This window comes from Chitinophaga sp. CB10, assembly GCA_001870995.2.
Taxonomy (GTDB): domain Bacteria; phylum Bacteroidota; class Bacteroidia; order Chitinophagales; family Chitinophagaceae; genus Chitinophaga.
Genome location: MLAV02000001.1, coordinates 371343 through 389752 on the forward strand (window position 1 = coordinate 371343; position 18410 = coordinate 389752).

Annotated in this window: 15 protein-coding genes and 1 riboswitch; of the genes, 12 read left to right on the forward strand and 3 right to left on the reverse strand. The window is 52.6% G+C overall.

All coding sequences use genetic code 11. The features are described from left to right. Positions 1-331 precede the first annotated feature (331 nt). From BOC67_RS01515 to BOC67_RS01525, 3 genes are read left to right on the forward strand one after another with little or no spacing between them, the layout of a single operon-like run. Entirely contained in the window at positions 332-631 is a 300-nt protein-coding gene (locus BOC67_RS01515; protein WP_291906540.1) for a hypothetical protein, read from the forward strand. A gap of 6 nt (positions 632-637) precedes the next feature. Continuing rightward, positions 638-925 (forward strand): hypothetical protein, encoded by a 288-nt coding sequence (locus BOC67_RS01520; protein ID WP_291906541.1) that lies wholly within the window; start codon positions 638-640, stop codon positions 923-925. Positions 926-975: 50 nt separating this feature from the next. Then, positions 976-1215 carry a hypothetical protein gene (locus BOC67_RS01525; RefSeq protein ID WP_291906542.1) on the forward strand — a complete coding sequence of 80 codons (240 nt, stop codon included), beginning with the start codon at positions 976-978 and terminating at the stop codon, positions 1213-1215. A gap of 6 nt (positions 1216-1221) precedes the next feature. On the opposite strand, the gene BOC67_RS01530 is transcribed toward BOC67_RS01525, so the two are convergent. Next, positions 1222-3345, reverse strand: a complete 2124-nt coding sequence (locus BOC67_RS01530; protein ID WP_291906543.1) for an ATP-binding protein — start codon at positions 3343-3345, stop codon at positions 1222-1224. A 232-nt stretch (positions 3346-3577) separates the two neighbouring features. Here BOC67_RS01530 and BOC67_RS01535 point away from each other — a divergent pair, with 232 nt between their 5' ends. The 3 genes from BOC67_RS01535 to BOC67_RS01545 all read left to right on the forward strand — a co-directional run bounded on the left by BOC67_RS01535 (position 3578) and on the right by BOC67_RS01545 (position 7840). Continuing rightward, positions 3578-4837 (forward strand): YdcF family protein, encoded by a 1260-nt coding sequence (locus tag BOC67_RS01535; RefSeq protein ID WP_291906545.1) that lies wholly within the window; start codon positions 3578-3580, stop codon positions 4835-4837. A 516-nt stretch (positions 4838-5353) separates the two neighbouring features. Beyond that, positions 5354-6298, forward strand: a complete 945-nt coding sequence (locus BOC67_RS01540) for an NAD-dependent epimerase/dehydratase family protein (RefSeq protein ID WP_291906546.1) — start codon at positions 5354-5356, stop codon at positions 6296-6298. 79 nt (positions 6299-6377) lie between these two features. Then, positions 6378-6480: riboswitch (SAM riboswitch) on the forward strand. 169 nt (positions 6481-6649) lie between these two features. After that, positions 6650-7840: a PLP-dependent aspartate aminotransferase family protein gene (locus tag BOC67_RS01545; protein WP_291906547.1), complete on the forward strand. Its 1191-nt coding sequence runs from the start codon at positions 6650-6652 to the stop codon at positions 7838-7840. A 172-nt stretch (positions 7841-8012) separates the two neighbouring features. On the opposite strand, the gene BOC67_RS01550 is transcribed toward BOC67_RS01545, so the two are convergent. Beyond that, a complete protein-coding gene (locus BOC67_RS01550) occupies positions 8013-9233 on the reverse strand; it encodes a dicarboxylate/amino acid:cation symporter (protein WP_291906548.1) in 1221 nt (406 codons plus the stop codon). Positions 9234-9372: 139 nt separating this feature from the next. On the opposite strand from BOC67_RS01550, the gene BOC67_RS01555 reads away from it, so the two are divergent. After that, the gene (locus tag BOC67_RS01555) at positions 9373-9711 is read left to right on the forward strand and encodes a NirD/YgiW/YdeI family stress tolerance protein (protein ID WP_291906551.1); all 339 of its coding nucleotides are present in this window, start codon (positions 9373-9375) and stop codon (positions 9709-9711) included. 39 nt (positions 9712-9750) lie between these two features. On the opposite strand, the gene BOC67_RS01560 is transcribed toward BOC67_RS01555, so the two are convergent. Then, positions 9751-10722, reverse strand: a complete 972-nt coding sequence (locus tag BOC67_RS01560; protein WP_291906553.1) for a sulfite exporter TauE/SafE family protein — start codon at positions 10720-10722, stop codon at positions 9751-9753. Between the two features lie 176 nt (positions 10723-10898). On the opposite strand from BOC67_RS01560, the gene BOC67_RS01565 reads away from it, so the two are divergent. From BOC67_RS01565 to BOC67_RS01585, 5 genes are all read left to right on the forward strand, one after another. After that, complete coding sequence (locus BOC67_RS01565) at positions 10899-12206, forward strand: hemolysin family protein (RefSeq protein WP_291906555.1); 1308 nt, start codon at positions 10899-10901, stop codon at positions 12204-12206. A 3-nt stretch (positions 12207-12209) separates the two neighbouring features. After that, the gene (locus BOC67_RS01570) at positions 12210-13073 is read left to right on the forward strand and encodes a pirin family protein (RefSeq protein ID WP_291906557.1); all 864 of its coding nucleotides are present in this window, start codon (positions 12210-12212) and stop codon (positions 13071-13073) included. A 188-nt stretch (positions 13074-13261) separates the two neighbouring features. Beyond that, positions 13262-13873, forward strand: coding sequence for a sigma-70 family RNA polymerase sigma factor (locus tag BOC67_RS01575; protein WP_291906559.1), 612 nt, complete (start codon positions 13262-13264; stop codon positions 13871-13873). Positions 13874-13995: 122 nt separating this feature from the next. Then, positions 13996-15057 carry a FecR family protein gene (locus tag BOC67_RS01580; protein ID WP_291906561.1) on the forward strand — a complete coding sequence of 354 codons (1062 nt, stop codon included), beginning with the start codon at positions 13996-13998 and terminating at the stop codon, positions 15055-15057. Between the two features lie 111 nt (positions 15058-15168). Next, positions 15169-18402, forward strand: a complete 3234-nt coding sequence (locus BOC67_RS01585; RefSeq protein ID WP_291906562.1) for a TonB-dependent receptor — start codon at positions 15169-15171, stop codon at positions 18400-18402. Positions 18403-18410: the final 8 nt, after the last annotated feature.

Consider the following 18410-nt stretch of genomic DNA (forward strand, 5'->3'; position numbering starts at 1 on the left):
GATGCTCGATGGTGTTTCAGGAATGAACCTGTCGAGGTGTCTTAGGAGGCTTCGCAGTCTTTCTGGAATGCACCAGTCTATCTGCTTTGGATGCTTGATAGCCTTCAGGTTTATACCAGGCCAACGCGTTCTGGTCCCTTTCCACAGGATTTCCCCACCGCGTTTAATCGCGGCCCCACTGCCGGCTACGACCTTACCGAACCCGGCACGACCCATGCAGGAACGATGGCAGTTCCGTTGAATTAAGGAAATATTTGCATATAATCTCCCAAAAAATCCTTAATTTGATTGGACCTAAGTCAACGTTTTCAACTGCTAAACCTGGTATATTGTGAATCCTTTATTCCTCGCTACCCTGACCATCGCTACCATTGGCGGAGCTATCTTTATTTATAAAGTTTCTTCAAAAAAGAAATCCATCCCTGCAGTGCTGCGCTCAGCCGCAATCGTTAAAATCAACAGCTATAAGTCCTTCGGCATTATGGCTACCGTGAGGTTCAACGATGACGGCGTGCCCCAGGTAGGGGACCAGATTCAACAGGAAGGCACGACCTACAAAATAAAAGGGGTAGTGTCCGAAAGTCCCCGGCAGCATGACCAGGTATGGGAATGCAAGCTCGAAAAAATCTAATACTCAATGCAGTATGTCAAAATATATTGGTTAAACCCGGAAGAGGACAGGGCAGAAATCCAATTTAGTGAACTGGATGACAGCCGTTTTGAACGCAGGAAGATCGAAATCTATCCGGACGGTAGTTTTGGCATCGCAGACAGTACCTTTAATTTTGGGGGGACGGCCCTCAGTGTGGAACCATTGCCTCAACCGGACGGATTGGACGGAAAGTCGCGCCCGGTAGCGGAAATCCTTTCCCAGAAAGAATTTGAAGACGTTTGGTACAAATACTACAACTTTCTTTCGGCCTGATTTGCGCTGGCCTGCCGTTTGTGTTAAATAACCCTAAAAAATAGTAGTATATGGAGCCATTTATGATCAAAACACCATCCGGCCGCTTCTATGTTAAACCCGCCGGAGCAAACAACCATGAACGCTTTGTTGTAGACGTAAACGGAGAAGAAGTTTTACTGGAAAAAGATGACGACGGCTACATGCGTGCGCCCGGCGCTACCATCAACGGCCATCGCCTGAACATGGGCCTGCTGAACATGATTGCCGACGGTATTAACGGCTTCGTTTCGCAGCCCGTAAAAGATTGAGGTCCGCTATACCGGCATCCCGAAAAGCTGTAGCTTTTCCAGGATATCCTCCTCGCGGTAAGGCTTTACCAGATAATCGCTGAAGCCGGATCGCAGGTACAACGCCAGGTCCTCCTCGAGTACATTCCCGGTTATCGCAATAATGGTCACGGCCGCCTTATCCTTGTCCGGCCAGTTCCTGATCGCCTGCGCCATGGCTAACCCATCCATGCCCGGCAGGTCAATATCGGTCAGTACGATATCGAACCGGTAGGTATCAAACGCGGTTAACCCTTCTTCCGCAGTGGACACCACTTTGTAGTGTACCTGCATGCGGTCCAGCATCAGCGATAATAACTTTTGATTCAACACGCTGTCTTCCACCACCAGGATCCTGGTGAGTGCGCTGTGGCGTTCCAGGTCGCCTACGTTCACCGGCACCGTTACCTTCCTCGTAGCGGGCGTATGCTCCACCGGTGGATATTTAATTTCAAAAAAGAACGTGGACCCCTTACCGTGAATGCTCTTCACGTAGATCTTGCCTTCGTGCAGGTCGATAATCTTTTTGGCGATGTGCAGCCCAAGGCCGCTGCCGGTGGCCTTATTGTACGAGGTTTCCGCCGTACCCGCCTGTGTAAACGCATCGAAGAGCTGCGGCAGATCGCGGTTATGAATGCCGATGCCGGTATCCGTCACGGCTACTTCCAGGAGGTTGGCAGCCGTATCCGTCTGCCGCATAGAAGCGGTGATCGTGATATTCCCGGTGTCGGTATATTTTATGGCATTGGCCACCAGGTTGGTGATCACCTGTTTGAGGCGGAAGGCATCTCCACAAACCATGAGAGTGGTAGGGAAGTAGATGCTGACCGTCATGCGGAGCTGCTTCATCTCCGCCTGTACCAGCAGGGCATTGCAGACTTCCTCAATGGCGGCCCGCGGCGAAAACTTCTCCTGCTTCAGTACCAGTTTCTGCGTTTCTATCTTCGTATAATCGAGCACGTTATTGACTACCTGCAACAGCATTTCCGCACTGGTGCGTATAGCCGATACCGTTTCCGGCTTGTATTCCTGCTTCAGTTGCTGCGTATAGCCCAGCACGCTATGAATAGGCGTCCGCAGCTCGTGACTGATGGTGGCGGCAAACTCGGACTTCTGCCGCGCCAGGCGCTCCGCCTGTTGTTGGCTGCGCAGCAGGGCCAGGTCGTACCGGTACAGCCGCATGATGCCGTACACAATCAACGCTGCCAGTAGCAACACCAGCGGGATTTCCCAATAGCTCTGCTGCCAGATGCGATGCACGGCGCCGGTGGCGGCGTTTTGCTGTGCCTGTCGCTGCTCGCTGGCGGCTGCCAGCACATTTTCCCGTGCTGCCTGCAGGAGGGAGTCCAGCGCCGCAAAAATGCGGGTGCTGCCCACTACCAGTTCCTGCTCTGCATTGTTCATAGCGCGCCGGGTTTTGGCCGCATCGCTGAGGAGGTGATCGTAGGCGGCCTGCAGGTCCTGCAAGCGGGAATTATTTTCCGCGGGTTGGTGGTGTACGACGTTCACCTGGCTGCGCTGTTGTTGTACCGCGGGTTTGTTCGCAATGGCATCTTTCAATCTCCCCAATAACTTCTTTTTACTGCGGGTGGTTACTTCGCTGGTGGTAACAACGGTATCTGTATGGGCTCGCGACTGCTTGCTCCACTGCTCCATCATGCGGGCGGGGAGGGGGATAGCGGGAGGTTCATAATTGTTTTGAATAGCGAGCAGCGTGTCCAGCTGGGCGCGACAGGCAATGAATACCTGCATCTTAGCGGCTTTGCCGGCGAGGAGGCGGTGGATGGCGCCGTTGCTGGTACTGTCTGTCAGCAAAGTGTCCAGTTCGCTGCTGAGCTGATGAAGCTCCGTCTGGTAGCGGTTGTAAAACGCTTTATCCCAGGTGACCGTATATAATCTGAAGTTGTTATCCGCGCGGTATAACAATTGCATGGCTTTATCCAGGTGTACAGGACTGATCATGACCGTGCCCATCTCGCGGATGGTATTGCTCAGCTGTTGCGAAGTCCGTTTCCGCAAAAAGAGCAGCATGGTCAGGCTGACTAATATCATTACCAACAGGATCAGGACGGCAAAACGGACAAATGTTTTTCGCTCGTGATTATTGTGCATGAACGTGGGTTTGGCGCTAGGCTGCTATCGTATTTTAGGGTTAAAATTAAGGGATTTGGGCGGTTGAAAGTAATCTGATTTTCAAGATAAGTTATTGTTTTGCAGCAGGTTAGCAGTAAGGATTTTATGCATTAGGCTAAAAAATGTATTATTAAAAAAGCTTAGATTAAGATTCAGACAAATTTGATTTAAGCTGGTTATGATTCCTGAAGAAACTTTGTAATCTTGCAATATGCATTACTTCAGAAGATTTTTAACTGTATCCTTTTTAGTAGCGGCCCTGGCGTCGCAGGCCCAGATGGCCCCGCCGGACCCGCATTACAGCTTTTTCTCCGGCGCGAGCGCCGTTCAGGACAGGAACTTTTACCTGTTCACCCTCATGGAAAAAATGCCTGCCGTACGCAAGCTCGTGGTCCAGGATCCTTACCTGCAAAAGATTTCAGCTTCTTTTAGCCAGCGCCTCGCGGGGCCAGTGCAGGAAAACCTGACGGATGCCAGCGAGCTGGTGTCCCCCTTTCTGTTTTCCAATGAAGAAGTGGAAGGTATCGGCTACCGGTTAAACGAACTGCTGACCAATCACCAGGAGGCAATGAGCCCGATGATCCACGCCATGCGCAACAGCGGCCTGTTTCAGCTGTACAGCCGCATGAGCGATACGGCCCTCCTGACGCAGGCCTGGCAGGACGCTGCCAGAGGCGTGAACTATATCCTGGAAGCCTATACGAAAGGGAAGGGGTTCCGCTATCCGAATATTGACTCCGCGGCGTACTGGGTGAAATCGCCGGACTACCTTGCCAGCGTAAACAGTTTGCTGGACAAGCTGCAATCCGAAGACCTGCAATCCAACCTCTTCTTCGAACCTTCACTGGACCTGGCATTGGCCCTGCTGACGCTGAACCGTCATGATGAAGCGGGCCGGTATGAACCCATGTCCAAACTGAATAAAGATGCTTACGCCAGGGTGAAGTCCATCCCCTGGAAGAAGTTCGAATACACGGCTATCCTGATTCTCGGCGCTGGGCCGGGCAATAAGGACAATATCAGCGATGCCGGCAAGGCCCGTTGCAAGGCCGGCGTAGCGGCTTTCAGGCAAGGGCTCGCGCCGTTTATCATCGTATCCGGCGGGCATGTGCATCCTTTCCTGACGCCGTTTGCCGAAGCGCTGGAAATGAAAAAGTACCTGGTAGACAGCCTGGGCATGCCTGCCAGCGCTGTGATTGCAGAGCCTTATGCGCGGCATACCACTACGAATATCCGCAACGCCAACCGGATTATTTTCCGCTCCGGCATGCCGGTGGATAAGCGGGTGCTGTGCGTGTCGGACCCGATGCATCTAACTTATATCAGTACCCGTTTATTTGAACTGCGCTGCCGGCAGGAGCTGGGCTACCTGCCTATGATAAAGCCGAAGAGCGTGAGCGAAACGAGTATATCGTATCTGCCGGATTTGAATTCCTTGCAGGCTGATAGCAGGGATCCGCTGGACCCGTGAGCGGGGGATTTCTCGCAAAGGGGCAGAGGGGGCAAAGAACGCAAAGGATCTGTGCGGATGTTAGCATAAGAGGCAAAGGGGCAAAGAATGCAAAGGACCTACGTGGATGTTATTAGCATAAGAGGCGGAGGGGTATAAGCAGCAAAGACCTTGCATTTTGGTGTTTAAATAAACAGATCCTAACAACAAAACACAAATCTTACCTCCTTAAAACTATTACAACCCAAAAAAACAAAACACAATTCTTTGCGTTCTTTGCCCCCTTAGCTTCTTTGCGAGGCAAAAAAAAACAAAACACAATCCTTTGCGTTCTTTGCTCCCTTCGCTTCTTTGCGAGCAAAAAAAAACAAAACACAATTCTTTGCGTTCTTTGCTCCCTTAGCCCCTTTGCGAGCAAAAAAAACAAAACACAATCCTTTGCGTTCTTTGCCCCCTCTGCCCCTTTGCGAGCAACCCCCTTTGCAAGAAATCCCCCCGCTTTCACTAACTTTACCTCTCCGAGAAAAAAACTCACGCATGGAGCAAACTATCCAACCCTTGTACACTATCCTGGGAGCCAACGGCGTCATCGCCAACGAAACCGCGAAACACCTCGTTGCCAACAACCACCGGGTACGCCTGGTGAGCCGCCACCCGAAATCCATCCACGGCATTACGGACCTAGTTGCTGCGGACATCACCAACGAGGCTGATACCCTGCGCGCCGTGCAGGGCGCCGATGTCGTCCTGCTTTGCGCAGGATTGAAATACGATATCAAAGTATGGTCCACCGCCTGGCCGGCAATTATGGATAACGTTATCCGCGCCTGCAAGGCCACCGGCGCCAAACTCCTGTTCTTCGACAACGTATATGCCTACGGGTTGGTAGAAGGGCAGATGCTGGAAAACACACCTTATAATCCCGCCAGCAAAAAAGGAGAGGTGCGGGCTAAGATCGCCACCCAGCTGATGGAGGAGGTAAAGGCAGGTAATATCACCGCTACCATTGCCCGCGCGGCCGACTTCTACGGCCCGCACGCCAACCAGACGGGATTCCTGAACCTCATGATCATGGAACGCTTTAAGAAGAAAAGCGCCGCTATGTGGATCGGCAGGGACGATATGCCCCATAGCTACACCTACACGCCGGATGCCGGCCACGGGATGTACTTATTGTCGCAACAGGCGGATAGCTGGAACCAGGTCTGGCACCTGCCCACCGCTGCGCCTGCGCCAGACGGTAAAGCCTACGTGCAGCTGTTTGCGGACGCCATGGGCGTAAAGGCGAAACATTTCAACCTCGGCAAATTTATGCTGGGCTTAACAGGCCTGTTCGATACCACGGTAAAAGAGATCGTAGAAATGCTCTACCAGAACAATTACCCGTATCATTTCAATTCCGGGAAATTTGAAAAATTTTTCAACTACACGCCAACCAGCTACCAGCAAGGGATTCGGGATACGGTGGCAGCGGAAAAATAGAATAGTCTACAAATTTTGTAGGAAATAAATTTGGAGATTTGATTTTCCGCCTTATCTTTGCATCAGTTCTTTAAGAAGTTACTTATCAAGAAAGGAGTAGGGACATGGCCCGACGATACCTTAGCAACCTTCACACCCGTGAAAGGTGCTGCATCCATCCTCGAAAAGAGGGAAGATAAGTCAGATTCAAAGTTTTACAGTATTCTCCGGAATCAACATATTAAAACTCATCTGGCTGTCAGATGAGTTTTTTTTGTGCCTGCGCGCAAACGAAGCTCAGCTGCAGGCCCCCGCATGCCTACTTGATAGTACCTCCCCGGAACGCATTGTTCATTTTTAAAACTTTTTCCCATGAGTACTATCACCAATCTGATTCATTCCATTCCCGTAGATCCGCAAACCGGCGCTATCGCAGTGCCCATTTACCAAACCTCTACGTTCGTGCAGGAAGCGCCCGGCGTAAACAAAGGATACGACTATGCCCGCAGTAATAACCCTACCCGGGAAACCGCGGAAAACATTATCGCCGCATTGGAAGGCGGCGCCGGCGCATCCGCATTCGCCAGCGGCCTGGCAGCCATTGACGCGGTAGTGAAACTGCTGAAATCCGGCGACGAAATTATTGCCGTAGATGATATTTACGGAGGCGCGTTCCGGTTATTTGATAAGGTGTACAAAAAATTTGGCATCTCGGTGACCTATGTGGATACGACGGACGTTACGGCCATCTTCCATGCCGTTACCCCTGCCACGCGGCTCATATGGCTGGAAACGCCTACCAATCCCACGCTGAAGATTTCTGATATTGAAGCCGTAGCGCGGCTCGCCAAAGCCCATAACATCCTGCTTTGTGTGGATAATACCTTCGCGTCGCCGGTGTTGCAAAAGCCGCTGGAACTGGGGGCGGACCTCGTGGTGCACAGCGCTACCAAGTACCTCGGCGGCCATAGCGACCTGATTGCAGGCGTGGTGATCAGTAAAACCGAGCAGCTGGCACAGGAGATCAGGTTTTATCAAAATGCTACCGGTGCGGTATTGTCGCCGTTCGACAGCTTCCTGCTCATCCGCGGCATTGAAACCCTGCCTTTGCGCATCCGCGTGCATAACGAAAATGCGCAACGCATCGCGGAATTCCTGGAACAGCATCCCCTGGTGGATAAAGTGTATTACCCCGGCCTGCAATCCCATCCGGGGCACGAGCTCGCAAAACGCCAAAGTAAAGGCTTTGGAGGAATTGTTTCTTTTAGTTTAAGGGAAGACACTATTGCCGCTGCCACTACATTCGTTACGTCTACTAAATATTTCAAACTGGCCGAAAGCCTGGGCGGTATTAAAAGCCTGGTGGCGCATCCTGCGGCTATGACCCATAAGTCCATTCCGGACGAAAAGCGTAGAGCCGCCGGCGTTAGCGATAGCCTGATCCGCTTGTCAGTAGGCCTGGAAGAAACGGCGGATTTGCTGGAAGATTTGCGCGAGGCGTTTGATAAGCTGGCAGTGCAACAGGCGGCGCAGGCGGCTACGGCGTCAGCGGCGAGTAATTAAGCGCTGCTGCGGGAAATTTCCGGGATATTAACGGGGATTTATTTGACCAATAACAGGTACGTATATACGCAGCCTTCCCTGGATGTTTGTCAATGGTTTAAATTAATACGCTTTTCGGCCCGGCGGCTCCCTGGGCAATAACCGGCGCGCATATACGCAGCAACCGGGTAAATTATTCACGCTGCGCCGGCTGCAACGATCCCCTTAAAAAACGTGTCGTCAGCATCGCCGCCACATTATCACCCGTCGCATTCAGTATCGTTGCCAGCGGATCTACCAGCGTCCCGATAATCATCAGCGCCGGCAGGGCCTCCTGCGGAAAGCCATACACGCTCATCACCAGCAGTTCGCCCACATAGCCGCCGTTCGGAATACCGCCTTCCACAATGCTGGCAATGACGGTAACGCCCAGCGCCATCAGTATGGTTTGCGGATTGTCGAACGCCTTGCCGTACATGCCAAATACCACGGCCATTTTGATAATGGAGCTGATACTGGAACCATCCTTATGCAGCGTTGCGCCCAATGGTACTACCACATTCGCAATATCGTTGGGCACACCCATGCGGGGGACCGCCTCCAGGTTGGCAGGTATCGTAGCAATACTGCTGCCGGTGCCCACGGCCGTAAGGGAAGGCACTATATTATTTTTCCAGAAACGCTTGACCCCATTGAAGCCACCGGCTATAAACGCATAAAAACTGAAACCAACCAAAAAGTACACCGTCCCGAATCCATAGTAGATACCAAGCGAATGCGCATAGGTACCGAATAGTTCAGGCCCCAAAGTTCCCACCTGGTAAGCAAAGTAGGCGCCCAATCCAATGGGCGCCGCTTTCATGATTACGTGCAGGACCTGTTTCATCACCTCGTTGCCGGAATGCAGGAACTGGCGGAAGCCCGCGCAGGCCTCCCCGGAACGCATGGCCGCAAAGCCGGTGATGACAGAAAAGATGATGAAAGGCAGCATATTTTTACGGGAAAGCAGGGCATAAAATTCATCCACCGTCAGCAGCTTCGTCAGCTGCTCGCCAATGTTGCCGGGGTTGGAAATATCGCCTTCCGCATGCGTTAATACCACCTGTTGGTGGATAGGAAACAACCATACGCATACGATTGTCAGAAAGGCCGCTATCAGGAGCGTGCAGAGAAATACGACGGACATCACTCCAAGAATCCCTCCCAGCTTTTTGCCGGCATCTACCTGGGCAATCGCATTGGCAATGGCAAAAAACACAAGGGGAATAATGGTGGTGAACAGCAGGTTCAGGAAGATGTCGCCAATGGGTTTTAACACCGTCACACTTTTGCCAAGCGCTAATCCCAATATACTACCGGCGATGATGCCGCCCAGCAGCCAAAGCACATGGCTGTAATTTTTGAGGAAACCCATGCAGGATCAATTTTCTGGATACAATTTAGGAGTAATTCCCAACATGCCAAAGTAAAGGGAATGGATGCACGAAAGGCAGCCCCGTCTGAACATTTCTTTTTTCCGTATGTTTACTGTAGAGAAACCAGTACTATCATCCATGAAACAGCTGCTGCTCAGTATTTTTTTGCTAACCACCCTGGCATGGGCCGTACCGCGGCAGGAGCAATATACGGTAGGAGAGGTCCTGCGCAAGGCGCGGCAACTGGACCGGGACAGTACCACCGTGCAACTCATCGGTTATATCACCGGCAAAGTAGGTAAAGGACTGTATAAGTTCGTAGATAAAACCGCGGAAATAAAAATCTATATTGATGATAATTACCTGCCGGCAAAGCCTTTTGACGACCGGGTGCAGATGGTCGTGTATGCCTGGGTCCAGTATGAACAATACAAGCCTGTTACGCTGAAGGCAAACAGGCTTGTGACAGAGTTTTGATGAACTATATTAATTTAAGCAGCCAGGCTGCCAACAGGCCTACAACACCTTCAGCAAAAAGCCGTAAATACTCTTTACACTCGCCAGCATCACAATAACAGCCACAGCCAGCATAATCGTCTTTGCAGAAATCCTGTTCGATACCCTCGCGGCAATCGGCGAAGCAATCGCGCTACCCACAACCAGCCCCAGCACTGCATCCCAATGTACGTGGGATAATACCGTTACAAATGTCAGGGAGCTGAGCATGGCGATAAAAAACCGGCAGGCTTTTACCGTACCAAGGGAAAACCTCGGATGACGGCCTCCTGCAATCAGGGACGACAGTACAATAGACCCCCAGCCGCCTCCGCCAATGGCGTCGATGAAACCGCCGAAGAAGCCCAGCGTACCTATACGCTTGATCTTCTTTTGCGACTGGCCAGGCGCAGCCTTGCGTTTAATATTAATAGCGCGCTTTAAGATAATCGCCCCAAGGATGAAAGTATATAAGGATACTACCGGCTTGGTGTAAGTAGAATAATGTTCCAGGGAAGAGAGGAGGTACGCCCCGATAACGGCGCCGGCTATACCCGGTATAATCAGCATTTTAAACAGCTTCCTGTTCACATTCCCCATTTTAAAATGCATCCAGCCCGCAATACCGTTGCTGAGGATTTCAGAAATATGCACCGCCGTACTGGCGGACGCCGGGGGGATACCCATGGAGAGGGAAAAAGTAGTGGAAGTAATGCCGTACGACATGCCAATGGCCCCGTCGATCATCGCAAATACAAACCCTGCCAGCAGAAAATAGTAAAAAGTAGCAGGTACATCCTCCACGTGCGTACGGAAGGCCGGAATTTGCACCCACAGGGTGGTCAGTATAATTGCCAGGGACAAAACGCCTGCCGCCCACCAGATCAACCGGGCCCTGCCAGCTGGCAGCTTCGCTGCCGAAACCGTTGCCGGCGGCTCAATAGGCGGAGTGCTGGCGGTAGTGGCTGCGGGGGATTGTATAACTTTCTCCATGTAAATTTCCTGTCTATTTCTCCACAAAATACATAAACTCTATGAAAATAGTAGACTATTGGAAAAAAAATTGTAGCCGGGTCCCTTCCCCGGGATGGAAGAGGCAGGTAAAAATTGATTAACGTATAAGATTTCTTTAGCCTATATTTGGGCTTGCGAACCAATTTACCCACATAATGTTTCTACAAGTTCTTGGAACTATCATACTCGTTTTACTGAATGGATTTTTCGTAGCAGCCGAATTTGCCATAGTTAAAGTCAGATCATCTCAAATCAATAGCAGCGGGGCAGGTAGCAAACGCGCTACCAAAGCTGCCAAACATGTATTGAATAACCTGGACGGCTACCTGGCCGCCACCCAGCTGGGCATCACCCTGGCATCCCTCGGTTTGGGTTGGGTCGGCGAGTCCGTAGTCACCACGCTGGTGCTGAACTTCATGTCCGCCATCGGTATGAGCATCACCGCCAGCACCGCGCATGCCATTGCCATTCCTATCGCATTCTTCATCATCACCGTTCTGCATATCGTTTTCGGGGAGCTGGCGCCTAAATCCATGGCCATCCGCAAACCGCTGCCTACCACCCTCGCAGTGGCAGTGCCCCTGAAATTCGTATATATCATCTTCCGTCCCTTCATCTGGATGCTCAACGGCCTGGCCAACAGCATCCTGCGCCTCCTGGGCCTCCAGCCTGCCGGCGAATCGGAAATCCACTCGGAAGAAGAGCTGAAACTCATCATCTCCGAAAGCCAGGAAGGCGGCGCCATCGAAGAAACGGAACGGGAGCTGATCCAGAATGTATTCGATTTCGACGATAGCCGCGTAAAGGAAATCCTCACCCACCGCAAGGATATTTCCGCGCTCGACATCGCCCTGCCGTTCGACCAGCTGGTCAACCAGGTCATCACGGACGGCTATTCCCGCTACCCGGTGTACAGCACCTCCCTGGACGACCTGAAAGGCATCATCTACACCAAAGACCTCGTAAAAGGCGTACACGAAAAAAAGCTTACGGATATCAACTCCATCCTGAAACCGGTATTCTACGTGCCGGACAGCATGAAGATCAAGGACCTGCTCCGCACTTTCCAGCTGCAGCGCATCCAGATCGCCGTGGTGACGAACGAGTTCGGCGATACCGAAGGAATCGTAACCATGGAGGACATCCTCGAGGAACTGGTAGGGGATATCCAGGACGAGCACGACCAGGAAGCGCCAATCGTGGAAAAGAAAGACGACTCCACCTATATCGTCAACGCGCATGAAAATGTGGCGGACCTGAACGAATTTTTACCTGTACCACTGCCGGAAAGCGAACATTATGAAACCCTCTCCGGTTTAATAAACTACGCACACGGGAATATCCCGCGGGAAGGGGAAATCGTCAATATCGAGCACTACGAGGTACTGATATTGAAAATGTTCCGCAGCTCCGTGGAAAAAGCCCGCTTGAAGTTATTACCGGAAGCAACAAGTAATAGTTAGTTTATGGAGAAAAAAATCCTGCACGTACTGGAAGGCCGCGAAAAAAAGATTACCGAATCGGAAACGGTCCGCCAGTCGCTGCCCACTGCGCAGTTTCGCTTTGCGAACCCTTTTATCGTGGTACACCACATGCCCCCTAAGTTTTACCCGGCCGGCTCCCCGGAGGAGCGCCTGCATCCGCATCCCCACCGGGGTTTTGCGCCTGTAACATTTATGCTGCAGGGCCAGGGCTATCACCGCGACAGCGCCGGCAACGCCATGGCCGTTACCGCCGGCGACGTGCAGTGGATGTTTGCCGGGAAAGGCGTGCTGCACAGCGAAGGGCCTTCGCCGGAATTCCTCGCGGAAGGCGGTAATTACGAACTGCTGCAGCTCTGGTTCAACGTGCCGGCAGCGCATAAATTCGACGATCCTTATTATCAATACGTGCCCGGTAGTACCATGCCGGTGATTGCGGACGATCCCGGCGTACAACTCTCCCTCATCGGCGGAGAGTACGACGGTAAAACCGGCCCCCTGAAAAATTTTACACCCATCACCGCCATCTGGGGCGCCATCCACGCAGATAAGGACTTCTCCTTCCAGGCCACTCCCGGCAACTGGACGTTATTATACGCCATCGACGGGAACCTCCTCGTCAACGGCACCTCCGTAGACGGCTTTCACCTCGTGGTATTTGACAAGGATGATCCCAATACGGACATCCACGTGCAGGCTACCGAGATAGCCCGCATCTTATACCTCTCCGCCACGCCGCTGGATGAACCGGTGGCGGCCAAAGACAATTTCGTCATGAATACCGCAGCGGAAATAGAACAGGCTTTTGCAGATTATAAAAACGGCCTTTTCGGCGTTCTCGAAAAATAAAAATTAAGTGTACTACCTGTATTACAACTAAAACTAAATTCCTATCTTGTTAATGAAACAATGATAGGGAAGCCAGCAACCAGAAGATAAAGATTTCATAACGTAGCCTTTTTGTCAGGATAAGTAATTTTAAACTTCCGTTAGATCGCCAGGGTTACCGTACAGGAACCTGTTCAATTGCAACAGTTTTGGAAAACATACAGGTAGTAAACGAAAACACGCTATGGAAAAGCATTATTGCGGGTGAGCAACCTGCATTTAAAATGCTGTACGAGGCCTATGTAGACCTGTTGTATGCGTATGCCAGCAGGTACACTAAAGATAAAGAGGTGATACTGGACTGTATCCATGACCTCTTTATAGACCTGCATACCTGGCGCCGCAACCTGGCCACAGAGGTAAACGTACGCTATTACCTGCTCTCTTCCATGCGGCGTAAACTGCTTACCGCCGCCAAAAAAGCCTCCCGTACCAGCTTACAGGGGGATATGATGCAGTTCTCCGTGGATTTTGAAACGGAGTCCGTACAATCCGCCATCATCGCCACCGAACAGGAACAACAGTTGTACCGGCAGCTTGCCAAACACCTTAACCAGCTGCCTGCCCGCCAAAAGGAGATCATTTACCTGAAATACCATTGCGATCTGTCCTACGAAGAAATCGCTGCCATCATGCAGATATCCGTGCCTACCTGCCGCACGCTTGCCTACAGGGCCATCAAACAAATGCGCCAGGCCATGGATGCCTCTACCGCTACTGCATTCAGCATTATCCTCTGCCAGGTGCTGCAGGCGCTCTGAAAAATAGCGTCTATAAAGTTTCACTATTACAGCGGGAATTGCCTGAAAAAATAATTTTTAAAAAAAGAGTCTATAAAAATCTCACTACCCGCTCTTATTAATTATAGCAGGAATTGCACACCATGGATCTATTCGAACAGCAGGAACAACAGGAGCCAGGCCGTACGGACGCCGGCATAGCTGCGCTGGCAAAGGCGGCGGGGAACGAACGTATCCCCGGGGCCGACCGCGACGCGCTCTGGGAGCGTATCCACCAGCATATGAACCGGCCGGCAAAAAAGCCTTTCCTCCTTATACATGGCTGGAAGGTGGCCGCCGCCCTCCTCCTTTTACTGGCGCCGCTCCTATGGCTGCAAACCGCACGCAGACCGGTACCGGCCATCGTGCGCTACGCCGCCTCCCTGCCGGATATGGATGCGGACACGCTGTCGGCTACACGCGTTTTGCTCGGCAAACGCCAAGGTATCCAGGTACAACAGCAAAATGCCGTCATCAGCTACCTCCGGGGCGATTCCCTGCAGGTGAACAATGAAACGCTGGCACAAAATAAATCCGCCGATTTTAACACTGTCCTGGTGCCCTACGCCCATACCGCGCAAATCACCCTGCCGGATGGCTCACGGGTATGGCTAAACGCCGGCTCCAAGCTGGTGTACCCTGCCTCGTTTAACAGCGGCAGGAGGGAAGTGGTGCTGGAAGGGGAAGGCTATTTCGAAATAGCCGCCAATGCAGCCCACCCTTTCCAGGTGTACGCCGGAGACGCCCAGGTACGCGTACTGGGAACGGCGTTCAACCTCTCCTCCTACAAAAATGAAAAACAACAACTGGTGCTTTGCAGCGGCAGCGTGTCCGTCACTGCCGGCAACACGGAAAACCTCCTGCGGCCGGGGCAGCTGGCGGAATTGCAGCCAGACGAACCGGTGCGGATCACCGACGTGAATACCAGCCGGTACACAGCCTGGAAGGAACATCACCTCCTGGCGGATCATACCACACTGGGGGAAATACTGAAGAAATTAGCGAGGTACTATAATATCAGGATAGAGATCAGCCCGATGGCTGCCAAAGAAACTTTTAGCGGAGACCTTGACCTGCGGAACAACATGGAAGTGGTGTTGCACACTATTGCCAACGCTACCTCCATGCAATGCGAGTATGCCAATGGAACGGTGAAAATAAAGTAGCAAATAACTTTTACTGAATATCATCAGCAACTGCCAGCAGTTGCTGCCAGCCGGTTTTATGCGCAAAAGCCGGAGGGGACCTGTATTTTCTAAACCATCCAAAATAGATGTATGCGAAAACTCTACGTTTGTCTGCTCTTATGCCTGTGCATCGTCGCAACACAGGCGGCTACGGCCACGCAGAACGGGCAATTGCTCGTAAAACTAAAAAACGCACCGGTAACGGAACTGTTCAAACAAATCCAGGAACAAAGCGCCTGGCGCTTCTTTTACAAAGATGACCTGGTGGCAGATGTAAGAAATATCACCCTGTTCATGCACGCGGGGATCACCGATATTCTCGACAAAGGACTGCAATCTACCTCCCTCGGCTATACGATTACCGGCAACCAGGTCACCATCGTACCCAAAGCCGCTATGCCTCCCAGGCAAAGCAAAAGCGCCGCCGGCCCTGACGATACCCTGGTACTGGTAAAAGGCCGCGTGTACGATACCCACGAGCCGCCGCAAGGCCTCCCGGGCGTTACCATCAAACTCAAGGATGGCAACATCGGCACCACCTCCGATCCGGACGGTTATTTCAGCATCCGCGTACCGAAGAACAAACTGCTGGTGTTCTCCCAAATCGGCTACCTGCCGCAGGAGTACAGCTCCGGTACCGGCAACAACGGCCTGACCATCGCCCTGAAAGAAAACGTTTCCAAACTGGATGAGGTAGTCGTAACGGGCCTCACAGAGCAACAGCGTAAACATATCGCCAGCTCCGTAGCCACGCTCAACGTAGCTTCCGCCATGAGCGGCAAGCCCATCACCACCATCTCCCAGGCCCTGCAGGGCGGCGTCACCGGCTTGCAGGTTAACCAGGGCAGCGGCCTCCCCGGCGGCGATGCGGCTACCATAAAGATCCGCGGCATCAGCACCCTCAACAACTCCAACCCGCTCGTGCTGGTGGACGGGGTGCCCATGGATATGAACTTCATCGACCCGCTGACCATCGAAAGCGTGACCGTCCTGAAAGACGCCGCCGCCGCTTCCAGCTACGGCGCCCGCGCAGCTAACGGCGTTATCCTCATCACCACCCGCCGCGGCGTGCCCGGTAAAGTGAGCGTGATGTACGATGGCTACTACGGCGTACAAACGCCTACCTTCCTGCCCGCCCTCGTAGACGCGCCGGAATATATGCGGCTCTATAACGAAGCGCAGGTCAACGCCGGCAACCAGCCTTATTATGCGGATAGCACCATCGCCAATACCATCGCCGGCATCGACCCGGTAAAATACCCGAACACCAACTGGCAGGACCTCATCATCGATAAACATTCGCCCATCACCAGCCATTCTATCGGCGTGAGCGGCGGTAACAACCTGGGCCGCTTTGCGCTCAATGTCAACTACCAGGACCAGGAAGGGATGATTTCCTTATCCCGCCAGCGCAAATACAATATCCGCGCAAATACCTCTGTTACCCTGAGTAAAAAACTGCTGGTCAACATCGACCTCCTGGCCATCAAACGGAACGCCTCCCAGCCCAACAGGGTCAGTGGTTCCGGCGGTAACAGGATACTGGAAGACGTCTATCGCGTGCCGCCCACCATCCTTCCCAAATACCCGGGCAACCAATGGGGAACGGAGATCTACGGCCGCTTTGCCGATATCGTCAACCCGCTGGCCTACGCGGAAAAAGGCGGCATCCGCAACAGCGAATACGGGCAAAGCAGCATCAACCTGCAACCCCGCTGGGAAGTGCTGCCTAACCTCTACCTCCGCGGCCAGTTCAGCTTCCGCCTGAACAGTGATTTCAGTAACGACACGCGGGATAACTATAACTTCCTCGATTACTACACCGGCCAGCTCCTCCAAACCTGGACCCAGCAACGCAGCAACAAACTCGCCCGCACTACCTATTACTACCTGGGCGGTACGGCGGAGTACACGCTGGACAGAGGGGATCACCACCTCTTCGTCATGGGCGGCTATTCCCAGGAGGAAAACAATGGCAGCTCCCAGGGCAGCGGTTCCGATGATAAGACAACTTTCAGCATCTGGTCCATCATGTCCGGCTACGCCAAAGCCAACTACTCCTATAAAGACAAATACCTGCTGGAACTCACCGGCCGTGCGGACGGTAGTTCCAAGTTTGGCCCGGCAAATAAATTCGGTTTCTTCCCCTCTTTTGCAGTGGGCTGGAACGTGAGCAAAGAGCCGTTCATGCAGCATATTAGAGCAGTGAGCAATATGAAACTCCGCGCCTCGTACGGTAAACTGGGTAACGAGGGTATTGGCCTGTACCTGTACCAAACCACCATCTCCAACAGTAACGGGGTCGAACAAACGAACGGCAACCCGGAAATTGGCTGGGAAACTGTGAACATGCTGGACCTCGGACTGGACCTCGGTTTGTTTGGCGGTAAGCTGGAACTGGTAGCGGATTATTACGACAAAAAGACCACCGGCATGATCCTCTTCCCGCAACTGTCCTACACCGGCGGTTTTGAAGATGATATCCCTTTCAACATCGGGGAAGTGTCCAACAAAGGCTGGGAAGTATCCCTGAACTACAACGCCCAGCTGAGCAAGGACGTCAGCCTGTCCGTACGCCCCGGCGTTACCGGCAATAATAACCGCATCCTGAAGCTGGCGGGCGGCACAGAGGCTACCACCACCAAGATCAACGAGGTGGGCGGCCCTATCGGCGCGTGGTTCGGCTACCGTACGAATGGACTGCTGCAGGCGTCCGACTTCGATGCGGCCGGTAACCCGCTGGTGCCCGTATTGCCAGGCGCAAAGCCCGGGGATATCAAGTACCTGGACGTGAACAATAACAAGGTGATCGATGCCGGGGACCAGGGCCGCATCGGCAGCAACCTGCCTACGATGAACTATTTCGCAAACGTACACCTCAGCTGGAAGAAGCTGGACCTGGAATTCCTCTTCCAGGGCGTGAACCGCTCCGATGGTTACCTGCAGGGTATGCTGGCATTGCCGCTGGACCTCAGTAAGGACGGGGGCGTGCCTACCAAATACTACGCGGCCAACTACTGGACGCCGGAGCGCACCAACGCACGGTTTCCGCGTTTGAGCACCGCGCCTGCCAACAATAAACCCAACTCAGATTTCTGGTTCGAAAACGGCGCTTACCTGCGCCTGAAATACATCCAGCTGGGTTACAACGTCACCAGCGACGGGCTGAAGAAAGCGGGTATCAGCCGCATCCGCGCCTACGTGAATGCGCAGAACCTCTGGACGCTGACAGACATGACGCTGATGGATCCGGAAAGCCAGGGTAACCAGTGGACTTACGGGATCATGAAATCCTTTATTGCAGGTGTAAATATTCAATTCTAAAATCTAGC

Bases quoted from the DNA above. Each gene is read 5' to 3' on its own strand.
- BOC67_RS01520 (WP_291906541.1), top strand. From the start codon at position 638: ATGCAGTATGTCAAAATATATTGGTTAAACCCGGAAGAGGACAGGGCA.
- BOC67_RS01525 (WP_291906542.1), top strand. From the start codon at position 976: ATGGAGCCATTTATGATCAAAACACCATCCGGCCGCTTCTATGTTAAA.
- BOC67_RS01530 (WP_291906543.1), bottom strand. From the start codon at position 3,345: ATGCACAATAATCACGAGCGAAAAACATTTGTCCGTTTTGCCGTCCTG.
- BOC67_RS01535 (WP_291906545.1), top strand. From the start codon at position 3,578: ATGCATTACTTCAGAAGATTTTTAACTGTATCCTTTTTAGTAGCGGCC.
- BOC67_RS01540 (WP_291906546.1), top strand. From the start codon at position 5,354: ATGGAGCAAACTATCCAACCCTTGTACACTATCCTGGGAGCCAACGGC.
- BOC67_RS01545 (WP_291906547.1), top strand. From the start codon at position 6,650: ATGAGTACTATCACCAATCTGATTCATTCCATTCCCGTAGATCCGCAA.
- BOC67_RS01550 (WP_291906548.1), bottom strand. From the start codon at position 9,233: ATGGGTTTCCTCAAAAATTACAGCCATGTGCTTTGGCTGCTGGGCGGC.
- BOC67_RS01555 (WP_291906551.1), top strand. From the start codon at position 9,373: ATGAAACAGCTGCTGCTCAGTATTTTTTTGCTAACCACCCTGGCATGG.
- BOC67_RS01560 (WP_291906553.1), bottom strand. From the start codon at position 10,722: ATGGAGAAAGTTATACAATCCCCCGCAGCCACTACCGCCAGCACTCCG.
- BOC67_RS01565 (WP_291906555.1), top strand. From the start codon at position 10,899: ATGTTTCTACAAGTTCTTGGAACTATCATACTCGTTTTACTGAATGGA.
- BOC67_RS01570 (WP_291906557.1), top strand. From the start codon at position 12,210: ATGGAGAAAAAAATCCTGCACGTACTGGAAGGCCGCGAAAAAAAGATT.
- BOC67_RS01580 (WP_291906561.1), top strand. From the start codon at position 13,996: ATGGATCTATTCGAACAGCAGGAACAACAGGAGCCAGGCCGTACGGAC.
- BOC67_RS01585 (WP_291906562.1), top strand. From the start codon at position 15,169: ATGCGAAAACTCTACGTTTGTCTGCTCTTATGCCTGTGCATCGTCGCA.